Here is a 24297-nt window from a genome sequence, read left to right as displayed (position 1 = left end):
CACCCATTTTAGTCGTTCAATAAAATGCGACGGCAAAAGTGGGGCGATTTTTGTATTTTTTCAGTAGTAATTATTAATTCAGGAGCTATTTAATGGCAACGATTAACCAGCTAGTGCGTAAGCCACGTCGTAGCAAGGTTACAGCGAGCAACTCTGCTGCGCTAAAAGCTTGTCCACAAAAGCGTGGTGTATGTACTCGTGTATATACAACAACACCTAAGAAACCAAACTCTGCACTACGTAAAGTAGCGCGTGTACGTTTAACAAACGGTTTCGAAGTAACTTCTTACATTGGCGGTGAAGGCCACAACCTTCAAGAGCACAGTGTAATCCTTATCCGTGGTGGTCGTGTTAAAGACTTACCAGGTGTGCGTTTCCACACTGTACGTGGTGCGCTTGACTGTGCGGGTGTTAACGATCGTAAACAAGGTCGTTCTAAGTACGGTGCAAAACGTCCTAAGGGCTAATGGTTCTCCGTTAGTAAGGCCAAGCACTTAAGTTTTAATTTTAATATTTTGTTTTGGGAATCCGTGTAGTTCGCGGACCTGAAGATACCGGAGATAGAAAATGCCTAGAAGACGCGTAATAGGTCAACGTAAAATTCTTCCAGATCCGAAGTTCGGATCAGAGCTTCTTGCTAAATTCGTTAACGTAGTAATGCTTGACGGCAAGAAATCTACTGCTGAAAAAATCGTATATGGTGCGCTAGACGTGGCTGCTGAAAAATCAGGCAAGTCGCACCTTGAAATCTTTGAATCTGCACTTGAAAACGTTCGCCCACAGGTTGAGGTTAAATCTCGCCGTGTAGGTGGTTCTACGTACCAAGTACCAGTTGAAGTACGTCCAGTTCGTCGCAACGCACTAGGTATGCGTTGGTTAGTTGAAGCTGCACGTAAGCGTGGCGAGAAATCAATGGGCCTTCGTTTGGCTCAAGAGATGATCGACGCTGCTGAAAACAAAGGCACTGCGGTTAAGAAACGTGAAGACGTTCACCGTATGGCTGAAGCGAACAAAGCATTCGCTCACTACCGTTGGTAATCTGCTAACACCTTTTAAGAGGATATTATGGCACGGACAACTCCTATTGAGCGCTACCGCAATATCGGTATTTGTGCTCACGTAGATGCGGGTAAAACTACTACCACCGAGCGCGTACTTTTTTACACTGGTCTTTCTCATAAGATTGGTGAGGTACACGACGGTGCCGCAACTATGGACTGGATGGAGCAGGAGCAAGAGCGTGGTATCACCATCACTTCTGCTGCAACGACGTGTTTCTGGAAAGGGATGGATGCGCAATTCGATGAACATCGAGTCAACATCATCGACACTCCGGGACACGTGGATTTTACTATCGAAGTAGAACGTTCTTTACGTGTACTCGATGGTGCTGTTGTTGTGTTATGTGCTTCATCAGGTGTGCAACCGCAAACTGAGACGGTTTGGCGACAGGCTAACAAGTACGAAGTTCCCCGTATGATTTTCGTCAATAAGATGGACCGTACGGGTGCTGATTTCTTGTCTGTTGTTGAACAGGTTAAAAAACGTCTTGGTGCTACACCTGTACCAATTCAGCTGCCAATTGGCGCTGAAGATGAATTTAAAGGTGTTATCGACCTTATCAAGATGAAGGCCATCAACTGGAATAATGATGACCAGGGGATGTCCTTTACTTATGAAGAGGTCCCAGCAGAGCTTCAGGAGCTAGCTGAAGAATGGCGCTCTCACTTAATTGAGAGCGCTGCAGAAGCGTCTGAAGAGCTAATGGAAAAATATCTTGAAGATGGTGAGTTGACTGAGGCAGAAATTAAATCTGCACTTCGTCAACGCACATTGGCCAATGAAATTGTGCCAATGACGACGGGCAGTGCATTCAAAAACAAAGGCGTTCAAGCAGTGCTTGATGCTGTGATTGAATACATGCCGTCGCCTACTGAAGTAAAGCCTATCCAAGGCATTCTAAATGATGAATCTGAGGATACGCGTAAAGCCGACGATAATGCACCGTTTGCGGCGCTTGCATTTAAGATCGCAACTGATCCATTCGTTGGTACACTTACTTTCTTCCGAGTCTACTCAGGTAAAGTTAGCCAGGGTGATTCGGTATTAAATCCTGTAAAAGGCAAAAAAGAGCGCTTTGGACGTATCGTACAAATGCACTCTAATTCTCGCGAAGAGATTAAAGATGTTCATGCTGGTGACATTGCGGCTGCTATCGGCCTAAAAGATGTTACTACGGGTGATACATTGTGTGCTCACGACGCTCCTATTACGCTTGAGCGTATGGAGTTCCCTGAGCCGGTTATCTCGGTTGCAGTAGAGCCTAAAACAGTAGCTGACCAAGAGAAAATGAGTATTGCTCTGGGTAAACTTGCTGCAGAAGATCCTTCTTTCCGCGTTGAAACGGATGAAGAGTCAGGGCAAACGATAATCTCAGGTATGGGTGAACTGCACCTAGACATTATCGTTGACCGTATGAAGCGTGAGTTCAACGTGGTATGTAACGTTGGTAAACCGCAGGTAGCATACCGTGAATCTATCCGCTCTTCAGTTGAAGCAGAGGGTAAGTTCGTTCGCCAATCTGGCGGCCGTGGTCAATATGGCCATGTCTGGTTGAAGCTAGAACCTATGGATATATCTGATGATGAGGCGCCTACTTACGAGTTCGTTAATGAAATCGTTGGTGGTGCAGTACCAAAAGAATATATTCCAGCGGTTGATAAAGGTATTCAAGAGCAGATGAAGCAAGGTGTTCTTGCTGGCTATCCGCTTTTGGGTGTTAAAGCGACTTTATTTGACGGCTCATTCCATGATGTCGATTCAAATGAAATGGCGTTTAAGATCGCAGGTTCGATGGGCTTTAGAAATGGTGCGCTTGAAGCGGATCCAGTATTACTAGAGCCTGTTATGAAGGTAGAAGTAATCACCCCTGAAGAAAACATGGGTGATGTAGTAGGCGACTTAAATCGTCGTCGCGGCATAATTGAAGGCATGGAAGAAGCGTTTGGTGGCTTAAAACAAGTTAATGCCCAAGTACCGCTTTCTGAAATGTTTGGTTATGCAACAGACTTACGCTCTGCTACACAAGGTCGTGCCTCATACTCTATGGAATTCCAGAAGTATGCGGAAATGGCTAAAAACGTAGCTGAGGCAATAATTGCAGCTCGCGCTGTTAAGTAATTTTAGTTCGGTCCGGTCTTAGGGCTGGACTTTAATTTCTTTATAGGAAATTTGAAAATGGCAAAAGAAAAGTTTGAACGTTCGAAACCGCACGTAAACGTTGGTACTATCGGCCACGTTGACCACGGTAAAACTACTCTAACTGCAGCAATCACTAACGTACTTGCAAAAGTATACGGTGGTACAGCAAAAGACTTCGCTGCGATCGATAACGCTCCAGAAGAGCGTGAGCGTGGTATCACAATCTCAACTTCACACGTTGAGTATGACACACCAACTCGTCACTATGCACACGTAGACTGTCCAGGACACGCTGACTATGTTAAAAACATGATCACTGGTGCTGCACAGATGGACGGCGCGATCCTAGTAGTTGCTGCTACTGATGGTCCTATGCCACAAACACGTGAGCACATCCTACTTTCTCGTCAGGTTGGCGTACCTTATATCATCGTATTCATGAACAAATGTGACATGGTAGATGACGAAGAGCTACTTGAGCTAGTAGAGATGGAAGTACGTGAACTACTTTCTGAATATGACTTCCCAGGTGATGACCTACCTCTAATCCAGGGTTCAGCTCTTAAAGCGCTTGAAGGCGAGAAAGAGTGGGAAGACAAAATCGTTGAGCTTGCAGAAGCACTAGATTCTTACATCCCAGAGCCAGAGCGTGACATCGATAAGCCATTCATCATGCCTATCGAAGACGTATTCTCAATCCAGGGTCGTGGTACAGTAGTAACAGGCCGTGTTGAAGCGGGTATCATCAACGTGAACGACGAAGTTGAAATCGTAGGTATCAAAGAAACTACGAAGACAACTTGTACGGGTGTTGAGATGTTCCGTAAGCTTCTAGACGAAGGTCGTGCAGGTGAGAACATCGGTGCACTTCTACGTGGTACTAAGCGTGATGACGTTGAACGTGGTCAAGTACTAGCGAAGCCTGGTTCAATCACTCCACACACGAAGTTCACTTCAGAAGTATACGTACTTTCTAAAGACGAAGGTGGTCGTCACACGCCATTCTTCAAAGGCTACCGTCCACAGTTCTACTTCCGTACAACAGACGTAACTGGTGACATCCAGCTACCAGACGGCGTAGAAATGGTAATGCCTGGTGACAACATCAAGATGACTGTAGAGCTAATCTGCCCAATCGCAATGGACGAAGGTCTTCGTTTCGCGATCCGTGAAGGTGGCCGTACAGTAGGTGCTGGTGTTGTAGCTTCAATCGTCGAGTAATCGATATTGATAGCCGCGATGTAATATCGCGACACTAAAAAAAGGTCGTTCTCTGATAAAGAGCACGGCCTTTTTTAATGCCCATAGGTTGGTGATGTTGAGGTGTTGGTATAAGAAAGAGCTAATCTGCCACCCTCAAACTCACAATGGATGAAGGTCTTCGTTTCGCGATCCGTGAAGGTGGCCCTGCGTGGCAGCCAGTACAGTAGGTGCTGGTGTTGTAGCTTCAATCGTCGAGTAATCGATATTGATAGCCGCGATGTAATATCGCGACACTAGAAAAAGGTCGTTCTCTAATAAAGAGTGCGGCCTTTTTTAATGCTCATAGATTGGTGATGTTGAGGTGTTGGTATAATAAAGAGCTAATCTGCCACCCTCAAACTCACAATGGATGAAGGTCTTCGTTTCGCGATCCGTGAAGGTGGCCCTGCGTGGCAGCCAGTACAGCAGGTGCTGGTGTTGTAGCTTCAATCGTCGAGTAATCGATATTGATAGCCGCGATGTAATATCGCGACACTAAAAAAAGGTCGTTCTCTGATAAAGAGCACGGCCTTTTTTAATGCCCATATTTTGTAGCAGCGATTTAATATCGCGATTTCCCTACCAACCTCTCGTCGGGTAAACCTACTCCCACTAGGTGCAGGATCTCTCTGTTTGTAGGCGCGATTTTATATCGCGATTTCCCTACCAACCTCTCGTCGGGTAAACCTACTCCCACCAAAGACGGGAAACCTCTGTTGGTAGGCGCGATTTTATATCGCGATTTCCCTACTAACCTCTCGTCGGGTAAACCGACTCCTACCAGAAGCCGAAGCTCTCTGTTTGTAGGCGCGATTTTATATCGCGATTTCCCTACCAACCCATCGTCGGATAAACCGATTGCCACCAAAGACAGAATCTATATTTGTAGGCGCGATTTTATATCGCGATTTCCTTACCAAACCCACCGTCGGATAAACCGACTGCCACCAGAGGCGGAGGGTTCCTAAATTAATAAACCCTTTTAGTTTCCGTAGTCGATTTCTATTTTTTAACGGCCAAAAGCCGAATAAGATATAGATAACGTGCTAAAACTGACCGTTTAGCTGTATTTTCATACGAACGATCTATTTTTCTAAGTTTTCTTTAAAAAAAGGGTTGCATCGTTTTCGATTCTCCCTATAATGCGCACCCACTGACACGGCGGAATGCTTACAAACAAGCAATCAAACGAGTCAGGTAAGTCAAGTAAAACTGAACTTTGAAACTTGCGAAAGAAATTCAAATCGATAATCGAAGTGATTAAGTGTTGACAACAAGCTGGGGTTGAGTAAAATGCACAGCCCTCGAGACGCGAAAGTGGCTCGCAACGTTCTTTAACAATTTAAAGCAATCATCTGTGTGGGCACTCGTACAGATTGAGTTCTAACAGCATCTCTACCTCGGTAGAGATGCAAACAAATTTAGAGTCTCAATTGTAACTGAGTGACTATATAGTCAATTCGTTTTGATTTTACTTTTTTAAAAGTAGAAACAAACAATCAGAATTCATTGAGCTGAAGCTTAAGCTTTAAAAAACTTTTAATTGAAGAGTTTGATCATGGCTCAGATTGAACGCTGGCGGCAGGCCTAACACATGCAAGTCGAGCGGTAACATTTCTAGCTTGCTAGAAGATGACGAGCGGCGGACGGGTGAGTAATGCTTGGGAACATGCCTTGAGGTGGGGGACAACCGTTGGAAACGACGGCTAATACCGCATAATCTCTACGGAGCAAAGGGGGCTTTTAGCTCTCGCCTTTAGATTGGCCCAAGTGGGATTAGCTAGTTGGTAAGGTAATGGCTTACCAAGGCGACGATCCCTAGCTGGTTTGAGAGGATGATCAGCCACACTGGAACTGAGACACGGTCCAGACTCCTACGGGAGGCAGCAGTGGGGAATATTGCACAATGGGCGCAAGCCTGATGCAGCCATGCCGCGTGTGTGAAGAAGGCCTTCGGGTTGTAAAGCACTTTCAGTCAGGAGGAAAGGTTAGTAGTTAATACCTGCTAGCTGTGACGTTACTGACAGAAGAAGCACCGGCTAACTCCGTGCCAGCAGCCGCGGTAATACGGAGGGTGCGAGCGTTAATCGGAATTACTGGGCGTAAAGCGTACGCAGGCGGTTTGTTAAGCGAGATGTGAAAGCCCCGGGCTCAACCTGGGAACAGCATTTCGAACTGGCAAGCTAGAGTGTGATAGAGGGTGGTAGAATTTCAGGTGTAGCGGTGAAATGCGTAGAGATCTGAAGGAATACCGATGGCGAAGGCAGCCACCTGGGTCAACACTGACGCTCATGTACGAAAGCGTGGGGAGCAAACAGGATTAGATACCCTGGTAGTCCACGCCGTAAACGATGTCTACTAGGAGCTCGGTCTTTCGGGACTGTTTTCCAAAGCTAACGCATTAAGTAGACCGCCTGGGGAGTACGGCCGCAAGGTTAAAACTCAAATGAATTGACGGGGGCCCGCACAAGCGGTGGAGCATGTGGTTTAATTCGATGCAACGCGAAGAACCTTACCTACACTTGACATCCAGAGAACTTACTAGAGATAGTTTGGTGCCTTCGGGAACTCTGAGACAGGTGCTGCATGGCTGTCGTCAGCTCGTGTTGTGAGATGTTGGGTTAAGTCCCGCAACGAGCGCAACCCCTATCCTTAGTTGCCAGCGATTCGGTCGGGAACTCTAAGGAGACTGCCGGTGATAAACCGGAGGAAGGTGGGGACGACGTCAAGTCATCATGGCCCTTACGTGTAGGGCTACACACGTGCTACAATGGCAGGTACAGAGAGCAGCGAGCTAGCGATAGTGAGCGAATCCCTTAAAGCCTGTCGTAGTCCGGATTGGAGTCTGCAACTCGACTCCATGAAGTCGGAATCGCTAGTAATCGCAGATCAGAATGCTGCGGTGAATACGTTCCCGGGCCTTGTACACACCGCCCGTCACACCATGGGAGTGGGTTGCTCCAGAAGTGGATAGTCTAACCTTAGGGAGGACGTTCACCACGGAGTGATTCATGACTGGGGTGAAGTCGTAACAAGGTAGCCCTAGGGGAACCTGGGGCTGGATCACCTCCTTATACGATTTAGAACGAATTTGTTCGAAGTGTCCACACAGATGATTGTTGCTTGGCCTGATGGCCGAGTGATATTGCTCTTTAAAAATTTGGAAAAGCTGATAATTAAATTCTGATGAATAACGAACGTTATTTATCGAGTTTTCGAAAGAAAATGCCGATTAATCATTTCGATGATTAATTAGCGTCTACTTTAGTATTCAATATTAACTTCTGGCGAAGTTAAATCAGTCTTTGACGTACAACTAGTGATGTAATGCACTATTTTGCGACGTGGATTTGTTATTTAGACAACGCCGTCAAGCAATTTATCGCTGGGAGCATAACGTGTTATGTGACCAAGTAAATTGTGCTGACAAGGCCGTATAAATGACAAAGACCAAGCAAAACCACTTTGGGTTGTATGGTTAAGTGACTAAGCGTACACGGTGGATGCCTTGGCAGTTGGAGGCGATGAAGGACGTACTAACTTGCGATAAGCCTAGTTGAGCCAGTAAGAGGCACTTGAGACTAGGATTTCCGAATGGGGAAACCCGGCCCTTTGGGTCATCAACAACTGAATACATAGGTTGTTGAGGCGAACGCGGAGAACTGAAACATCTAAGTACCCGTAGGAAAAGAAATCAACCGAGATTCCGAAAGTAGCGGCGAGCGAAATCGGATTAGCCCTTAAGCTGTAATGTAGTTAGTGGAACATTCTGGAAAGTATGACGAAACAGGGTGACAGTCCCGTACACGACAACTTATTTACAGTGAAATCGAGTAGGTCGGAGCACGTGAAACTTTGACTGAATATGGGGGGACCATCCTCCAAGGCTAAATACTCCCAACTGACCGATAGTGAACCAGTACCGTGAGGGAAAGGCGAAAAGAACCCCTGTGAGGGGAGTGAAATAGAACCTGAAACCGTGTACGTACAAGCAGTAGGAGCCCATCACTAAGTTACTTTGGTGAACTCCTAAGTAAGCACAATGTTTGAAATTGCGTTAACGTCGACCTAACTTGTTAGCCGACGATCAACCGCCAAAATCAAGCAGAGGTAGCTTAGTGATGGGTGACTGCGTACCTTTTGTATAATGGGTCAGCGACTTATATTCTGTAGCGAGGTTAACCATTTAGGGGAGCCGTAGCGAAAGCGAGTCTTAACTGGGCGCGTAAGTTGCAGGGTATAGACCCGAAACCCGGTGATCTAGCCATGGGCAGGTTGAAGGTTGAGTAACATCAACTGGAGGACCGAACCCACTAACGTTGAAAAGTTAGGGGATGACCTGTGGCTAGGAGTGAAAGGCTAATCAAACCGGGAGATAGCTGGTTCTCCCCGAAATCTATTTAGGTAGAGCCTCGGACGAATACTTACGGGGGTAGAGCACTGTTAAGGCTAGGGGGTCATCCCGACTTACCAACCCTTTGCAAACTCCGAATACCGTAAAGTACTATCCGGGAGACACACGGTGGGTGCTAACGTCCATCGTGGAGAGGGAAACAACCCAGACCGTCAGCTAAGGTCCCAAAGTGTATGTTAAGTGGGAAACGATGTGGGAAGGCTAAAACAGCTAGGAGGTTGGCTTAGAAGCAGCCATCCTTTAAAGAAAGCGTAATAGCTCACTAGTCGAGTCGGCCTGCGCGGAAGATGTAACGGGGCTAAACATACCACCGAAGCTACGGCTGCAAACTTTGTTTGCGGGGTAGGGGAGCGTTCTGTAAGTGGCTGAAGGTGTGCCGGGAGGCATGCTGGACATATCAGAAGTGCGAATGCTGACATGAGTAACGATAATGGGAGTGAAAAACTCCCACGCCGGAAGACCAAGGGTTCCTATCCCATGTTAATCAGGGTAGGGTGAGTCGACCCCTAAGGCGAGGCTGAAGAGCGTAGTCGATGGGAAACGGGTTAATATTCCCGTACTCAGTATGAATGCGATGGGGGGACGGAGCAGGCTAGGCAAGCATGGCGTTGGTTGTCCATGTGAAAGGCAGTAGGCTGGTGACTTAGGAAAATCCGGGTCGCTAAGGCTGAGAGCCGAGACGAGCCACTACGGTGGTGAAGTTGTTGATGCCCTACTTCCAGGAAAAGCCTCTAAGCTTCAGTTTATACTGAATCGTACCCTAAACCGACACAGGTGGTCAGGTAGAGAATACTAAGGCGCTTGAGAGAACTCGGGTGAAGGAACTAGGCAAAATCGTACCGTAACTTCGGGAGAAGGTACGCTGACATTAGGTGAAGGACCTGCGTCCGGAGCTGAAGTCAGCCGCAGTGACCAGGTGGCTGGGACTGTTTATTAAAAACACAGTACTCTGCAAAATCGTAAGATGACGTATAGGGTATGACACCTGCCCGGTGCCGGAAGGTTAATTGATGGGGTTAGCGTATGCGAAGCTCTTGATCGAAGCCCCGGTAAACGGCGGCCGTAACTATAACGGTCCTAAGGTAGCGAAATTCCTTGTCGGGTAAGTTCCGACCTGCACGAATGGTGTAACCATGGCCACGCTGTCTCCACCCGAGACTCAGTGAAATTGAAATCGCAGTGAAGATGCTGTGTACCCGCGGCTAGACGGAAAGACCCCGTGAACCTTTACTACAGCTTGGCACTGAACATTGACCCTACATGTGTAGGATAGGTGGGAGGCTTTGAAGCATCGTCGCTAGATGGTGTGGAGCCGACCTTGAAATACCACCCTTGTAGTGTTGATGTTCTAACTTAGGTCCCTGAACCGGGATTGAGGACAGTGCCTGGTGGGTAGTTTGACTGGGGCGGTCTCCTCCCAAAGAGTAACGGAGGAGCACGAAGGTTGGCTAAGTACGGTCGGACATCGTACGGTTAGTGTAATGGTAGAAGCCAGCTTAACTGCGAGACAGACACGTCGAGCAGGTACGAAAGTAGGTCATAGTGATCCGGTGGTTCTGAATGGAAGGGCCATCGCTCAACGGATAAAAGGTACTCCGGGGATAACAGGCTGATACCGCCCAAGAGTTCATATCGACGGCGGTGTTTGGCACCTCGATGTCGGCTCATCACATCCTGGGGCTGAAGTCGGTCCCAAGGGTATGGCTGTTCGCCATTTAAAGTGGTACGCGAGCTGGGTTTAGAACGTCGTGAGACAGTTCGGTCCCTATCTGCCGTGGGCGTTTGAGAATTGAGAGGGGCTGCTCCTAGTACGAGAGGACCGGAGTGGACGAACCGCTGGTGTTCGGGTTGTTATGCCAATAGCATTGCCCGGTAGCTACGTTCGGAACTGATAAGCGCTGAAAGCATCTAAGCGCGAAGCAGGCCTCGAGATGAGTTCTCACTTGGGCTTTGAGTCCACTAAAGGGCCGTTGAAGACGACAACGTTGATAGGCAGGATGTGGAAGTGGTGCGAGCCATTAAGCTAACCTGTACTAATTACCCGTGAGGCTTAACCATACAACGCCAAAGTGGTTTAGCGACAGAAGTTGATAAGATACTAAAGTAGCAGCGGTTTTAGACCGCGACGAAGACGAAGAATTTAAGCAGTTTTTTCCAGATTTTAATTAATGAGGGTGACCTCATTGATACACCGAATTTCCTGGTGACTATAGCGTTTTGGAACCACCTGACTCCATGCCGAACTCAGAAGTGAAACAAAACAGCGTCGATGATAGTGTGGGCTTCCCATGTGAAAGTAGAACATCGCCAGGGCCTTATAAGAGAAACCCGCTGCAGCTATGCAGCGGGTTTTTTGCGTTTAGCGCACAATAAAAAGCGCGGGGTAAACCCGCGCCTACAAAATCTAAACAGCCTTGAGAGCAATGTAGACAGAGTGGTAAAGATAATCTTTGGGCACACATCCCTGTGGAGGGCTTCCGGCTCGGTGTCCATACCTCGCGTTCACTGCGCTGCGAAGCGGTGCTTCGGTCGCAATTCACCCATGTAGTATCTCCCCTTCGCGCATTCTTGCGCTCACTTCCTCGAACTGCGAAGCAGTGCTTCGGTTTCTCGTCACCCTCGCGTTCATTGCGCTGCAAAGCGTTGCTTTGATCGCAATTCACCCATGTGTCTCTCTATGAAAAGAATGAGAACATCCTACTTCGTAGCGAGCCAGGGCCTTATTAAGAGGTCGATGAAAGGCATTCATCCATAAATCTCATCGACATTAGTACTTCCTTGTACGTCAAACCCCGATTCGAAAGAGTCGGGGTTTTTTGCGTTTAGCGCAGAATAAAAAGCGCGGGGTAAACCCGCGCCTACAAGAAATAACAGCCTTGAGAGCAATGTAGACAGAGTGGTAAAGATAACCTTTGGGCACACATCCCTGTGGAGGGCTTCCGGCTCGGTATCCATATCTCGCGTTCACTGCACTGCGAAGCGGTGCTTCGGTCGCAGTTCACCCATGTAGTATCTCCCCTTCGCGCATCCTTGCGCTCACTTCCTCGAACTGCGAAGCAGTGCTTCGGTTTCTCGTCACCCTCGCGTTCATTGCGCTGCGAAGCGTTGCTTCGGCCGCAATGAACCCATGCTAATACCTTACGCTTATAGTGTTCACAGCTGCATAGTTGCTACATGCTTATGGTTGGGCAACTGGCGCTGAGAGTTGTTATAATCCCCTTATAGTATTCTAATTAAATTGCTTTATGTCTGAGCTCTATCATTGGTTTGATCTTCTTGGGGTGATGGTGTTTGCCATCACAGGTACACTTATTGCTCACAGTAAGCATATGGATGGCTTTGGGGTGATTGTACTAGCCACCGCTACGGGTATTGGTGGCGGCACACTAAGAGATCTGATCTTAGACCAGCCGGTGTTTTGGCTTCATGACACCAGTTATATCTATGCTATTTTGTTGGCCGTTACTGTAAGCATTTGGTGGCTGAATCGCCATGACAATATTCCACATGGGCTATTGCAAGTTGCTGATGCATTTGGTTTATCATTTTTTGCTGTCATGGGGGTTCAAAAAGCTTTGGGAATTGGTATGCCAGACACCACCGCGGTGATCATGGGAGTGTTAACTGCGAGTTTCGGCGGTCTTATTCGCGATGTTCTCGCTCGGGAAATCCCTTTGCTACTGAAAGGTGAGTTATACGCGATTACCTGCATTTTTGGCGGTGTGGTCTATACTCAGACCATTAAACTTGGTTGGGCCACGGAATACGTGATGTTGCTATCCATGGCGGCAACTTTATCACTGCGATTGGCAGCAATGAAATACAAACTTGTATTGCACGTATTTAAGTACAAGGATTAATAAGATGGGAGACAAGGATGTCTTTAGCAAGAGTGCCAACTCGAGCCCAAGTTGGGATCACAGCGCCTGAGGTAACGGTCGAAGTTCATCTCAGTAATGGTTTGCCTGGGTTTTGTATTGTCGGCTTGCCAGAAACTTCCGTAAAAGAAGCCAAAGAGCGTGTCCGTAGCGCTCTAGTCAATTCCGGCTTCTTGTTTCCAGAGCAAAGAATTACCGTCAATTTAGCACCTGCAGACTTACCCAAAGATGGCGGTCGTTTTGACTTGGCCATCGCGATGGGAATACTGGTGGCATCAGGACAATTACCAAGCGATGCTATCTTGAATAAAGAGTTTTTTGGTGAATTGGCTCTCAATGGCGAGCTTCGAGGCATAACCGCCATTTTGCCGTCGGTGATCGCGGCTACCAAAGCACAACGCGTGTGTTACCTCCCGCAAGACAATGACGCAGTTGCGAGCCTAGCTGGGGATAGTCGACGTGTTGCTGTGTCTAGCTTGCAGTCATTATGGTCGGGATTGATAGGGCAGTCGCAGTTAGCAGTTAATTTACGTTACAGTGACGAACTCAGTGTGCAAGATAACGGGCAGCAATATATTGATATGGCCGATGTTAAAGGTCAGCCAGGCGCTAAGCGGGTGTTAGAAATTGCAGCAGCAGGAAGCCATAACGTCTTGTTCCTAGGTCCTCCAGGCACAGGTAAGTCCATGCTAGCACAACGCCTACCAACTATTATGCCTGCGATGACAGAGCAAGAAGCATTAGAAACCGCTTCTATCTACTCTATTTTGGGCAAGCAGATCAATCAGCAAAACTGGAAAACCAGACCATTTAGAGCTCCTCATCATACCTGTTCAGCAGTGGCTTTAGTCGGCGGTTCCTCCAACCCAAAACCTGGGGAAATATCACTGTCGAATCATGGTGTGTTATTTCTTGATGAGTTGCCAGAGTTTGAACGCAAAGTGCTCGATTCATTACGTGAGCCAATGGAAACCGGTGTAGTGACAATCTCTCGAGCCGCACGGCAGGTGGACTACCCGGCAAATTTTCAGTTGATTGCTGCGCTCAACCCCAGCCCTACTGGCTGCTATAGCGATAAGCGAGCCTCTCCTGATCAAGTGTTGCGCTATTTAGCCAAAATCTCTGGACCCTTCCTTGATCGTATTGACTTACAAATCGAGTTACCAAGGCTCAACACTGCTGAACTGCAATCACAATGTCCAGGAGAGCCAAGTGAATCGATTAGAGTCAGGGTAGAGCAAGCTCAGAGCATTGCACTGCAGCGCCAAGGTAAAAGTAACGATAAGCTCAGTGTGCGTGAACTAAATCAAGTGTGTCAGTTAGCACAAGGGGAGTTAGACTTTCTTGGTAAAGCCGCCGAGAAACTGCAGTTATCCCCACGTTCTTACCACCGAGTGATTAAAGTAGCCAGGACCATCGCTGATTTGAGTCAAGAACCACATATCCGGCTGGAACATTTAAAAGAGGCGTTAAGCTACCGAGCGTTAGAAAGGTTGCTGCAGCAGCTTTCACAGTATTAGGTAGATAACATGTAGCCTTTACCACGGACAGTGACGATGCGTTTTTGCTCTCGGTCATCACCCAGTTTTTTACGTAAGCGGCCAACTAACACATCGACGGTTCTATCGCTGGGGCTCCAGTCGGGCTGGCCTATGTCTTCTGAAATGCGCTCGCGGGAGGTGGCGCGGCCGGCATTGGCAATTAAACAGATAAGTACCTTATGTTCAGCCTCGGTGAGTCTTGACTCGGTGCCCACAGGATTAATTAAAGTGCGATTGTCAGGGTGGAGTTTGAAGTCGGCATATTCTATGAATTCTTCTGATTCATCATTTTTAGTACCCGACAAGCGCTTGTACAGCGCTCGCATGCGCAGTTCCAGCTCTAACGCATCAACCGGTTTACAGACATAGTCATCGGCCCCTAGTGCCAGGCCTGCGATTCTGTCCGACTGTGAGTCACGGCTAGACAGCATGATCACCCCGATGTCGGTGAGGGTGTTGATCTCTTTGGCGAGTTGTAAGCCATCGATAGCAGGCAATACAATATCAACAATGGCTAACGCAAAAGGCGCATTAGATTGTTCCTGAATTAACTGTAGCGCGGATGAGCCAGTACTATCCACCGTGATATCAAACTCGGTGTCGGCAAAGTGGCTACAAAGCCGCTTTGCTAGTAGCTCATCATCTTCAACTAGTAGTACCTTTATCTGCATGTTGTTGCTGTTAATTGTTTAGTTGTCTTTAATATTAACACTGAGAGATCGCTGCTGAGAAGTCGACGACATGAATTCTTACAACTCTGTCTCAAGCAACTTAACCCGATCCTTTAGTTGGGATCAAGTAGATTTTATTATGCCTAATACAAAGCCGTTATTATTGAAGCAAGTGAATGAATTTAGCAAACAAAAAGGCAGTACCAAAGTACTGCCTTTTAGCAAATAGCGTCAGTTAAGCTGGTTATTTACCATATAAGTGCTGCCACCATTGTGGTTGTTGTTTTAAATGCTTATCAAAATAGGCCAACATGGTGTTCCACCAGTGGAAGCGTTTATCACGGGCAAATATTTGGTGATCAGCGCCTTTGTACTCCACTAACTCAACGTCTTGTCCTAAAATTTTCAATGCGGTGTACATATTATGGCTTTCGCCAGGTGGCACATTGGTATCGGCATCACCATGGATTAGTAGTAATGGCGTTGTTACTTTATCGGCATTGAAAACGGGACTGTGCTGCGAGTAAAGTTTGCCATTGTTCCACGGGAAGCTGCCTTTAGATGCCTCGCCTGAGTACAAGTAACCCCACCAACCTTGGCCCCAATAAGAGGTAATATTAGAGATCCCAGCATGGGAAATGGAAGCACTGAATAAGTCTGTTTTAGTGGTTAATAACATGGTCATAAAGCCACCATAAGACGCGCCTAAGTTGCCAAGGCGGTTGCTATCCACAAATGGGTAAGCCTCTACAAACTTCTTGGTTCCAGTGATGATGTCATTGGCCGTGTGCTCGCCCCAGGCATTGACATGCTGAGCAGAAAACTTTTGTCCAAAGCCCGTTGCGCCGGTTGGTTGCAGTACATAAACAACATAGCCTTTAGCCGCCCAAAGGTTGAATGGGTATCGGCCGGTAAAGCCACGAGTCACTGGAGAAGTACCACCGTAGTAGTAAACTAATGCTGGGTATTTCTGCGATTTGTCCAAGTCATGAGGTAAATAGACGCGACCCTTAATTTCTACGCCATCTTGGTTAGTGAAATTAAATTCCTCTAAACTCGGAATGCGGGTATTTTCATAAGCCAGTTTCTGGGAGTCCCACAACGTATCAGCATTACGACCAGTAACCGACATACGTTTAAGCTGCTGTGGTGTCGACGCGGTAGTACCAGTAAATAGTATATCGGCGCGACTTTCATCAGAAACAGCGTAGTCACCGATAACATCTAAACCGGTATTTAGGCGCTTAAAGCTTGATTTGCTGTGGTCATAAATAAATAACTGTTGGCGGTCTTCATCGGTGGCTTTGAGCACGATATCATCGTTATTAAGCACCGTAATGTTACCAATGGCTGGCTTAAAGGTTTTGCTAAGGGCTGTGACTTGCTGACCTTTATAATCCATCCAATATAGCTGGCCATCATAGTTATTAGCTAGCATACCCTCAGGTAAGTTGCGACCAACACCACCTGAAAAGTCAGGACCTGCAGTGACAAATATACCCTTAGCACCATAATGAGCACTGTTGAGTGTTTGATACTGAGCGATGGCTACCTGCTTGGTACTAGCAACATCCACTTCGAGCAATTCAGTTTTCATATGTGGTGGCATGCTGTAGTCAGGAATTGAGCGAGTGACCAGCAACTTGCCGCGTTCGCTATCAAAGTCACTTAAGTAGTGGCTGTTATCGCCCACGGTTAATGCGCGGATCAGGCCACTATCAATGTCGAGTAGAAATACTTGCGACTGAGTGCGTGCGTATGACCAGCGATCTTCCAGGCCTTGGTAATGCTTAGTTAGCTTCCCTTCTTCTTTGCCAGAGTTAGTCCAAGCAAAAATAAGTGAGTCGTGATCATAGAACTGTAAGCCATTGGCCCCTTTTAGTTTACTGGCAATGGGTGTACTTTGCTTGCTCTCTAAGTCGAATAGGAAGGCTTGTTCAGCTTGCAGGAAAGCTAACTGTTTACTGTCTTGGCGCCAAGCAAATTGATCAGCATCTAAGCCATGAAACTGATAAATAACCTCGCCATCCTCATTGAGTAACAAGGTTTCTTTAATCGCTGAGTTGCCATTTTCATCATTGTAATGGCGTTTGGTAATGATTGAATACTCGCCATCTGGAGAAAGAGAAATGGCACTGATCGTTGGGGCATCAAATAGCTGTTTGGCCGATAAGGCATGACTGGTACTGTTTGTTAGGGAGATGGTGTCATGATCAGCCTCTCCTGTGAAGTCGATCGCCACCTTGTTCCAATCGTCGACCTGCTCGGTGACCACAACAAACTGATGGTCGCCTTTGGGGACGTGCAATTGCAGTTCATTACCTTCGCTAAGCGCAACACCGTTTAAAAATGCTTGCGCTTTATCAATGCCCTGCAGCGTTAACTTACCTGAAGTAAATCTTGAGGTGGTGAAGTTGAATTTCAGCACCTGCATTCCTGGTAGGGTGATTTGATCCACGCCAGTTAGTGCTTGCCATGACATTTTCTGGTTAAATAGCGTTACATCTTTACTTGCTTTACTAACCCGAGGCAATAAGTTGCTGATAATAGCATCTCGGTGTGCGGTATCGGCGGGCTTAACCGAAGATTCGGTAGCAATGGGTCCCAAAAACTGTATTTTTGCAGGGTCAAGTGGGGCGGCGGCAAGTTGCGCCGAGGCTGCCGAGAATAGTAAAGTTACGGCTGTACGTAGTTTCATGTATCTGCGCCTAATGTAGGTAATCGTGAGCTAGACTATACCACAGTATTTTGACTGCGCAGTATTGCTGCGATAGATGCCAAAATGCATTGAATTGCTTTAAATTTACCGTGATTACTGGCAATCTCAAGTGGTGGGTTGAGGTGTGGTTAACCGCGATCAATTAATTTATTAAAGGAGACTCGATTGTTTTTACTTTTAACCTATATGTTTTTGGCGATTGCCATTTCTTTTATCTGCTCGGTGATGGAGGCGGTACTGCTTAGTATCACGCCCAGTCATATAGGTATTATAAAGCAAGAAAACGAGACTTTAGCGGCACGAGTACAAAAGCTAAAAGATAATATAGATCAGCCGCTTGCTGCTATTTTAACGCTCAATACTGTGGCCCACACTGCAGGTGCTGCAGGGGTTGGTGCACAAGCCGCTGTGGTGTTTTCGGATGCCGCTGTCGGAATTGCATCGGCGGTGATGACGCTGTTAGTGCTCGTCTTATCTGAGATCATTCCTAAAACCCTTGGAGCGACCTATTGGCGTGGCCTAACGCCATTAGTGTCGTTAATGTTAGTATGGTTAGTATGGATTTTAAGGCCTTTTGTGTGGTTATCCGATCAGCTCACAAAAGTCATCGGTCGTAAAGAAGATGAAGCACACTATATTCGCCAAGAAATTGAGGCCATGGCTGAAATCGGCTCTGAGGCGGGAGCGCTGCATCAAGAAGAGACGGAAACCATACGCAGCTTGTTGCGATTTCGTCACGCCAAACTCGAAAGCATAATGACTCCAAGAACCGTTTTGTTTAAGGTTCATAAAGATATGACCGTCCATGAATACCTCTCGGAACATGGCTCAGTGGCTTTTTCGCGAGTACTGGTGTTTGATAAAAACAGCGACGACATTATTGGTTTTGTCCATAAAAATGACATTATGCTGGCTTATCACCGTTTAGGTGAAGAATACAAAATCGGTAAGTTATCACGACCGCTGTACACTGTGCCTGAAACTCTGGCTGCACCTGAGCTGTTTAAGGCATTATTGGCTAAGCGGATCCACATTGCACTGGTAATAGATGAGTACGGTGACGTGCAAGGGATTGTGACTTTAGAAGATATGCTCGAGTCGCTAATGGGGATGGATATTGTCGATGAGCGAGAGCAAACAACCAACATGCAGGCGGCGGCCAAGCAAAAATGGCGTGAGCGTCTCGACAATCATGATAACTTGATTGAGGACGAAGAAGAGCAAGAGCCCGATGTGGATATGGATGATGCAGCCGAGCTCAGCAGCGATGAAGAAACGACTTCAGAGACTAAGAGTTCGAATTAATCATTCGCTGCCATGAATGTATCCAGCTCACTAATTCGACTAACGGCTTAGGCTTGCTGATGAGAAAACCTTGCATCAGCAAGCTGTGTTTATACCTATCCAAATACTGCAGCTCCTCAACGCGTTCAATGCCTTCAGCCACAATATCGAGCTGTTGGTTTTGTGCGATATCGATCAAGCTATCGATTAATACTTGAGAAAACCGATCGGACTCGACTTGGGTTATCAGTGAACGATCTATTTTTATCTCGGTAAAAGGTAACGATTTCAGTTGCTGAATATTGGTAAATCCAGTGCCAAAGTCATCGAGGGAAATATCAAAGCCGCGGATCCGTAAGCGGTTCATGGTCTCGAGCTGAATGGCTTGATCCATGGGCTGATGTTCTGTGATCTCAAGTATGATGTCACTGGGTTTTAAGCGGTTAATCTCTAAAATCAGTGCCAGCTTATCAGGGCAACTTAAATCATTGAGCTGCACTGGTGAGAGGTTAAAGGCCAGCTTAATGGGGTAATTTAGTTCGGATTTTATTGCTTTAAACTCATCCGTTGCCTTCTCAAACAGCTGAAAAGTAATAATATTAATAAGGTCAGTTGCTTCGGCAACACCAATAAAGTGATCCGGTAAGATGACTTTACCAGTTGATTTCTTAACAATTCGAGCCAGCACCTCGACACTTTTTATCTTTTTTTCACCACGATGCACTTTGGGTTGATAATAAGGGGTGATCTCATTATTACTAATGGCTTGCAACAAATCACTTTCACTGACTTTTTCAATGTGGCTGCGTTTAACCGTGGTATAGGTTGCCATTTTTTTCAGCATGCGCTCAACATCAACCAGTTGCACTGGCTTAGAAATATTGCCAATTAAATGGGCATTGGATTGCCGAGCTAAATTGGTTGCTAAATCGATTATCTTCTCATCCATTTCAGAGATAATAATGATGGCGCCGGAGAACTTTAGTTCGCCTAACTGGCGAATAAACTCCATGCCATCCATTTCTGGCATATTTAAGTCAGTAAAAATCACGTCAAACTGGTGTGGTGTTTGTCTAATTTTTTCTGCTGCCGAGACGGCACTGCTGCAAGTGGTAACGTGATCAATCCCCAGCTCAGTCATAATGGCTTGCATAACCACTAAAATCGCTGGTGAATCATCTACTACCATTGTTCGGTATTTTGCTAGTGACATTAACAATTCCTTCGTATACCTATACCTCAACTAAGTCTAGTACAAAAAGTCTAAATAGTAGGAAAATCTACTTGGTCATTGATCGTGTTTCTGTGGCAATTGGCAGGTTTTCTGTCCAGTTTTCAGTTTTCGGTGACAAAGCGCTTTTAGTCGTCATCACTTTTACAGATAATAGCCGTCATGAACTTGCGCCGGTTCTGGCGCTGCAGCAATCGGTGGTAATAATACTTCACTATGAATAAGCTCGAACTCAGCCTTGGCGGCAAGCCAGTCAGTATTTTCTTTAATCAGCATCAGGTGGTACAGGTTTTTGTTGATGGTCAAGCCATCGCCTTTGATGAAACTTCGGGGTGTGTCTATGCCGAAGTAGCTCAGCAGCAGTTGGTACTGGATACCACTCAGCTACCACAAGGACTGTTGGGGGTTGCTATCGATGATTCGGCTCAGCAGTGGCTTGAAGTACCCAACCATGCAGTGAAAGAAAAACGCAGTATCTTGGGACTTGCTGCTCTCGGTTTTAAGTTATTTAAAAGTGCTAAAGTGGTTAAAGCCGCCTTAGCTGGCGCTTCGGTAGCCGGTTATGCATGGTTGTTTTCTTGGCAATTTGCGGTGATGCTAATTGCCTGCTTAGTGGTGCATGAGTACGGCCATGTATGGGCGATGCGTTACTTTAATATTAAAACCAAAGGAATTTATTTAATTCCATTTGTTGGCGGTCTGGCTGTGAGCGACGATAAAATCACCACCCGTTGGCAAGATGTGGTCATTTCTTTGATGGGGCCGGCATTTGGTTTGCTCACATCGGTGTTAGGGGTGGTGCTTTATTATATCACTGAGATGGAGATCTTTGCCGGGGTCGCAGTACTCAGCGCCTTACTCAATCTGTTTAACTTATTACCAATTCTGCCTTTAGACGGTGGCCATGTGCTAAAAAGCATCAGTTTCTCGATGCGCTCTTGGCTTGGGCTTTCTGCATGTTTAATGGGAGTATTATTAGGGTTATGGATAAGCTATGTTTTTGGTTTAGCTCTACTGGTGTTATTTATTATTATAGGCAGCGTTGAGATCCTGCTGGAATGGCGAACTCGCCATAATAGCCACTTATTACCACTTAATCGTTATGCTCAAGTGGTGGCGGGGCTGATGTATGTATTGGTCATGGCGGGGCACATTGCGGTGATGATGCACTTCGCTGATTCCGAGAGTGTGATTTTAAGCTTGCCGATGACCATCCTATCGAGTTAAATGCGGCGCCATGACGCGCCGCGAATGCTGTTATAGTGGTAACAACAGTAAAGCACCGAGTATGACACCGGTGACCAGCAGCTGCACCAAGCAAAAGCCCATCATATCGCGCGCCTTGAGGCCGGCAATGGCTAAAACGGGTAACGCCCAAAACGGTTGGATCAGATTGGTCCAAGCATCCCCCCACGCTACAGCCATGGCTACCTTGGCAATATCGGCATCGAGTGCTTGTGCGGCAGGGATAATAATGGGAGCTTGCACGGCCCACTGACCGCCGCCGGAGGGCACAAAGATATTGACCAATCCGGCACTCAAGAAGCTCCACAGTGGCAAAGTGGTTTGGTTGCTAATGGCGGTGAACCCTTGCGAGATTTGCTGTGCTAAGCCAGTGTCTACCATAACCGCCATGATCCCGGCGTAAAAGGGGAACTGGATAACAATGCCGGCACCACCGGAAATGGCTTGCTGCAAACTATGTAAGAGATTAGCTGGAGTGCGATGCAATAGCATGGCGAGAAATAAAAACAACGCGATAACACTGTTGAGCGTTAAGCTACCTGCGGCAAAAACAAAGTAATAAATCAGATAAGTCAAACCAACTAAACCTGCCAGGATACCTATCCAGGCCGCGTGCTCTAGCTTGGCTGCAGGGGTGTCGGTAGTCAATTTGGCACGGGTTGGCGGTGTCAGCTTAGTTTTATCCACCAGTACTTGCTGTGATGGCGCGGGTAACATCATGCGGTTAAGTATAGGCAGCACAATAAAAATACTGGCTAGCATCAGCAAGTTAAAAGGTGAGAAAAGCGTTTCTGAGGTGGAGACTATTCCCATGCTGGCCTCGCTAAAATGCCCAGGGGTAGCAATAGTTAGTGGAATAGAACCGGAAAAACCGGCATGCCAGACAATAAACCCAGAGTAAGCACTGGCGACTAATACTCGGTAGTCAACCGCGACTTTACGCGCAATGGCTTTAGCAAATAAAGCCCCCACGACCAAGCCAAATCCCCAGTTTAGCCAGCTGGCCAGCATGGCGACCCAAGTAGTTAATAAAATAGCTTGAGCTGGACTCTTGGCCATGCCTGCTAGCCTATCCAGCGCTTTTGATACTAAAGGCGTCACGGCCAGCATATGGCCGCACAGCAGCACTAAAAGCATTTGCATGGCAAAAGTGAGCAACTTCCAAAAACCATTTCCCCATGACTCAAGCACTGCAATGGGAGTGGCAGGTGTCACTAAAGTGGCCAATGTGAGCACCACAAACGTCAGTAGCAAGACGATGACAAAAGGGTCAGGGAGGTATTTTTCAACCAGCTTGGTGAGTGGCGTAGTCAGCTTACTAAGCATATTAAATCCTGTTTTAGTTATTGTTTTAGCCTATTCTAAATAGCAGCCCATGCTAAGGAGCGTGTTATTATCATGAATAACCTCGTGCTCATATGCTGTGCAAGGTATTGTCGGCAATCAATATAGCTAATTTTTAAGCTAAAAGTTAGTCTAATGCGCCAATAAGTGGTGGGTAAAGAATAGGTCACATCAATGATTTCTTTTAAAATCATTGTGTTATAAAGTGGCATAGAATCTGAAGTAATAGAACAAACAGATAAATAAGACTAAGTGAGGTAACTATGTCTGGACAAGGTTCTGGTGGTAACGTCATCGCAGCAATATGTAATGTATTTTTCCCTGGTTTAGGGCAACTGGTTCAAGGCCGTATTTTGGCGGCACTGCTGTTTGCAATTGTCGTCGTAGGTGGCTATGCCCTATGGTTCTTGGTGGTGCCTGCGGTGATAGCAGCCGTATTCCATTTATGGTCCATCATTGATGCGGCAAAATACAATCCACCGCGCTATTAAACATCAAATAATCAAGTACAGCCAACCTGTTAAGCTCACCATGCTTAGCAGGGTGGATAAAACCACAGTGGCAGCTAGTGCTGGTTGTTGACTATCGAGTTGCCGCGCCACCAAATACGCGTTTACCCCAAGCGGCGATGCGCTCATCAAGGTGATCACCTGAGTCTCAAGTAGTGGTAACCCTACCACCTGCGCCAAGCAGTAAACTAGCCCTGGTAACAGCAAAAGTTTGATAAAACTTAGCCCCAGCGCACTGCGCAGCCGGCCTTTAACACCATAGCTAACAAGACTTGCGCCAAGAATAAACAGTGCGCCTGGAATGGCGGGCTTTGCCAGCCACTCTAACCCCTGGGTCAATAGTTTAGGCAGCGAAATACCAAGGTAATTAAACACTAAGCCGCCACTGATGCTGAGCACTATCGGGTTAAGTATCAGAGGTTTAAGTACTTTTAGTTTGTTTCTCTTTGGTGTCGCCAGCAAAAAGGTGAATGAAAATAACATCGCACTATGAAAGGTAATGATCATAAATACCATGGCGCCAGCCTGCTTACCTAAGGCGGTTAAAATAATTGGTAAGCCTACTAACACCGTGTTGGAGTAGGTGCCCGCTAACGCCAGTGTGGCAGCATCGGCTTTTGCTGTTTTTACTGCTCTTCGAAGCAGAATATAAACGGCGATAAAACAACTGGCCACAGGTAAGTAAAAAGTCAGCAGCAGTGTGCTGGTGGCCAAACTGCCCAGATCGGCCTGGTACATGCTGGTAAATAATAAAGTGGGAATACAAAGAGAAAAAACAAAGGTTCTTAAGCCATCTAACTGTTGGCTGGGAATAAAATTTATCTTGGCACTGATAAAGCCGCTTAAGACAATAAAAATAAGTGGGAATAAAATTTCAATAGGCGACATGTGTGAGCCAAGGTTGCAGCGAACAAGGCGGTATTATATCAAGCGTTAACAGTGACTCCAACGCTACCTGTAGAGATAGGGGAATTGCAGAGGGTAAGGTATAATAGCGTTAAGTTGTACACATTAAGTA

General features: G+C 46.7%; 15 protein-coding genes and 3 rRNA genes. 13 read left to right on the top strand and 5 right to left on the bottom strand.

The genetic code is table 11. The annotated features are described in order from the left end of the window. Window positions 1–92 precede the first annotated feature (92 nt). The 9 genes from rpsL to R3P39_RS12215 all read left to right on the top strand — a co-directional run bounded on the left by rpsL (window position 93) and on the right by R3P39_RS12215 (window position 14255). Window positions 93–467, top strand: a complete 375-nt coding sequence (rpsL, locus tag R3P39_RS12255) for a 30S ribosomal protein S12 (protein ID WP_336567791.1) — start codon at window positions 93–95, stop codon at window positions 465–467. Window positions 468–567: 100 nt separating this feature from the next. Continuing rightward, window positions 568–1038 carry a 30S ribosomal protein S7 gene (rpsG, locus tag R3P39_RS12250; RefSeq protein ID WP_010562301.1) on the top strand — a complete coding sequence of 157 codons (471 nt, stop codon included), beginning with the start codon at window positions 568–570 and terminating at the stop codon, window positions 1036–1038. Between the two features lie 27 nt (window positions 1039–1065). Then, window positions 1066–3180: an elongation factor G gene (gene fusA, locus R3P39_RS12245; RefSeq protein WP_336567789.1), complete on the top strand. Its 2115-nt coding sequence runs from the start codon at window positions 1066–1068 to the stop codon at window positions 3178–3180. Between the two features lie 57 nt (window positions 3181–3237). After that, window positions 3238–4422 (top strand): elongation factor Tu, encoded by a 1185-nt coding sequence (gene tuf / locus R3P39_RS12240; RefSeq protein ID WP_336567787.1) that lies wholly within the window; start codon window positions 3238–3240, stop codon window positions 4420–4422. Window positions 4423–5983: 1561 nt separating this feature from the next. After that, window positions 5984–7517: ribosomal RNA gene (locus tag R3P39_RS12235) — 16S ribosomal RNA — on the top strand. A 402-nt stretch (window positions 7518–7919) separates the two neighbouring features. After that, window positions 7920–10915: ribosomal RNA gene (locus tag R3P39_RS12230) — 23S ribosomal RNA — on the top strand. 141 nt (window positions 10916–11056) lie between these two features. Beyond that, a 5S ribosomal RNA gene (gene rrf / locus R3P39_RS12225) occupies window positions 11057–11170 on the top strand. The 16S, 23S and 5S rRNA genes sit together here, the layout of an rRNA operon. A 932-nt stretch (window positions 11171–12102) precedes the next feature. Further along, window positions 12103–12717: a trimeric intracellular cation channel family protein gene (locus R3P39_RS12220; RefSeq protein ID WP_336567785.1), complete on the top strand. Its 615-nt coding sequence runs from the start codon at window positions 12103–12105 to the stop codon at window positions 12715–12717. 17 nt (window positions 12718–12734) lie between these two features. After that, window positions 12735–14255, top strand: coding sequence for a YifB family Mg chelatase-like AAA ATPase (locus R3P39_RS12215; RefSeq protein WP_336567783.1), 1521 nt, complete (start codon window positions 12735–12737; stop codon window positions 14253–14255). Here the strand turns inward: R3P39_RS12215 and R3P39_RS12210 are convergent. Both R3P39_RS12210 and R3P39_RS12205 read right to left on the bottom strand, forming a co-directional pair. Beyond that, on the bottom strand, window positions 14252–14947 hold the full coding sequence (locus tag R3P39_RS12210) for a response regulator transcription factor (protein WP_336567781.1): 696 nt from the start codon (window positions 14945–14947) through the stop codon (window positions 14252–14254). The two genes, R3P39_RS12215 and R3P39_RS12210, sit on opposite strands and share 4 nt — an antisense overlap. A 244-nt stretch (window positions 14948–15191) precedes the next feature. Further along, window positions 15192–17645 carry an alpha/beta hydrolase family protein gene (locus R3P39_RS12205; protein WP_336567779.1) on the bottom strand — a complete coding sequence of 818 codons (2454 nt, stop codon included), beginning with the start codon at window positions 17643–17645 and terminating at the stop codon, window positions 15192–15194. A gap of 186 nt (window positions 17646–17831) precedes the next feature. On the opposite strand from R3P39_RS12205, the gene R3P39_RS12200 reads away from it, so the two are divergent. After that, window positions 17832–18971 (top strand): hemolysin family protein, encoded by a 1140-nt coding sequence (locus R3P39_RS12200; protein WP_336567778.1) that lies wholly within the window; start codon window positions 17832–17834, stop codon window positions 18969–18971. Here R3P39_RS12200 and R3P39_RS12195 read toward each other — a convergent pair. Next, window positions 18955–20163 carry an EAL domain-containing response regulator gene (locus R3P39_RS12195; RefSeq protein ID WP_336567776.1) on the bottom strand — a complete coding sequence of 403 codons (1209 nt, stop codon included), beginning with the start codon at window positions 20161–20163 and terminating at the stop codon, window positions 18955–18957. The two genes, R3P39_RS12200 and R3P39_RS12195, sit on opposite strands and share 17 nt — an antisense overlap. A 71-nt stretch (window positions 20164–20234) precedes the next feature. Here R3P39_RS12195 and R3P39_RS12190 point away from each other — a divergent pair, with 71 nt between their 5' ends. Both R3P39_RS12190 and R3P39_RS12185 read left to right on the top strand, forming a co-directional pair. After that, window positions 20235–20405, top strand: a complete 171-nt coding sequence (locus tag R3P39_RS12190) for a hypothetical protein (protein ID WP_336567775.1) — start codon at window positions 20235–20237, stop codon at window positions 20403–20405. Further along, complete coding sequence (locus tag R3P39_RS12185; RefSeq protein ID WP_336567774.1) at window positions 20398–21408, top strand: site-2 protease family protein; 1011 nt, start codon at window positions 20398–20400, stop codon at window positions 21406–21408. The genes R3P39_RS12190 and R3P39_RS12185 overlap by 8 nt, the downstream gene beginning before the upstream one ends. A gap of 30 nt (window positions 21409–21438) precedes the next feature. On the opposite strand, the gene R3P39_RS12180 is transcribed toward R3P39_RS12185, so the two are convergent. Beyond that, window positions 21439–22752: a short-chain fatty acid transporter gene (locus R3P39_RS12180; RefSeq protein ID WP_336567773.1), complete on the bottom strand. Its 1314-nt coding sequence runs from the start codon at window positions 22750–22752 to the stop codon at window positions 21439–21441. Window positions 22753–23033: 281 nt separating this feature from the next. On the opposite strand from R3P39_RS12180, the gene R3P39_RS12175 reads away from it, so the two are divergent. Further along, window positions 23034–23261, top strand: coding sequence for a hypothetical protein (locus tag R3P39_RS12175; RefSeq protein WP_336567772.1), 228 nt, complete (start codon window positions 23034–23036; stop codon window positions 23259–23261). A 3-nt stretch (window positions 23262–23264) separates the two neighbouring features. Here R3P39_RS12175 and R3P39_RS12170 read toward each other — a convergent pair whose 3' ends face one another. Beyond that, the gene (locus R3P39_RS12170; RefSeq protein ID WP_336567771.1) at window positions 23265–24167 is read right to left on the bottom strand and encodes an AEC family transporter; all 903 of its coding nucleotides are present in this window, start codon (window positions 24165–24167) and stop codon (window positions 23265–23267) included. Between the last annotated feature and the right edge of the window lie 130 nt (window positions 24168–24297).

It is taken from the genome of Pseudoalteromonas sp. UG3-2, assembly GCF_037120705.1.
In the GTDB taxonomy this organism is placed as follows: domain Bacteria; phylum Pseudomonadota; class Gammaproteobacteria; order Enterobacterales; family Alteromonadaceae; genus Pseudoalteromonas.
The sequence above is the reverse complement of the archived record's forward strand: the minus strand, read 5'-3'. Positions and strand labels throughout refer to the sequence as shown.

Excerpts from the sequence above, each read along its gene's own strand:
- rpsL (WP_336567791.1), top strand. The coding sequence starts at position 93 with ATGGCAACGATTAACCAGCTAGTGCGTAAGCCACGTCGTAGCAAGGTT.
- rpsG (WP_010562301.1), top strand. The coding sequence starts at position 568 with ATGCCTAGAAGACGCGTAATAGGTCAACGTAAAATTCTTCCAGATCCG.
- fusA (WP_336567789.1), top strand. The coding sequence starts at position 1,066 with ATGGCACGGACAACTCCTATTGAGCGCTACCGCAATATCGGTATTTGT.
- tuf (WP_336567787.1), top strand. The coding sequence starts at position 3,238 with ATGGCAAAAGAAAAGTTTGAACGTTCGAAACCGCACGTAAACGTTGGT.
- R3P39_RS12220 (WP_336567785.1), top strand. The coding sequence starts at position 12,103 with ATGTCTGAGCTCTATCATTGGTTTGATCTTCTTGGGGTGATGGTGTTT.
- R3P39_RS12215 (WP_336567783.1), top strand. The coding sequence starts at position 12,735 with ATGTCTTTAGCAAGAGTGCCAACTCGAGCCCAAGTTGGGATCACAGCG.
- R3P39_RS12210 (WP_336567781.1), bottom strand. The coding sequence starts at position 14,947 with ATGCAGATAAAGGTACTACTAGTTGAAGATGATGAGCTACTAGCAAAG.
- R3P39_RS12205 (WP_336567779.1), bottom strand. The coding sequence starts at position 17,645 with ATGAAACTACGTACAGCCGTAACTTTACTATTCTCGGCAGCCTCGGCG.
- R3P39_RS12195 (WP_336567776.1), bottom strand. The coding sequence starts at position 20,163 with ATGTCACTAGCAAAATACCGAACAATGGTAGTAGATGATTCACCAGCG.
- R3P39_RS12185 (WP_336567774.1), top strand. The coding sequence starts at position 20,398 with ATGAATAAGCTCGAACTCAGCCTTGGCGGCAAGCCAGTCAGTATTTTC.
- R3P39_RS12180 (WP_336567773.1), bottom strand. The coding sequence starts at position 22,752 with ATGCTTAGTAAGCTGACTACGCCACTCACCAAGCTGGTTGAAAAATAC.
- R3P39_RS12175 (WP_336567772.1), top strand. The coding sequence starts at position 23,034 with ATGTCTGGACAAGGTTCTGGTGGTAACGTCATCGCAGCAATATGTAAT.
- R3P39_RS12170 (WP_336567771.1), bottom strand. The coding sequence starts at position 24,167 with ATGTCGCCTATTGAAATTTTATTCCCACTTATTTTTATTGTCTTAAGC.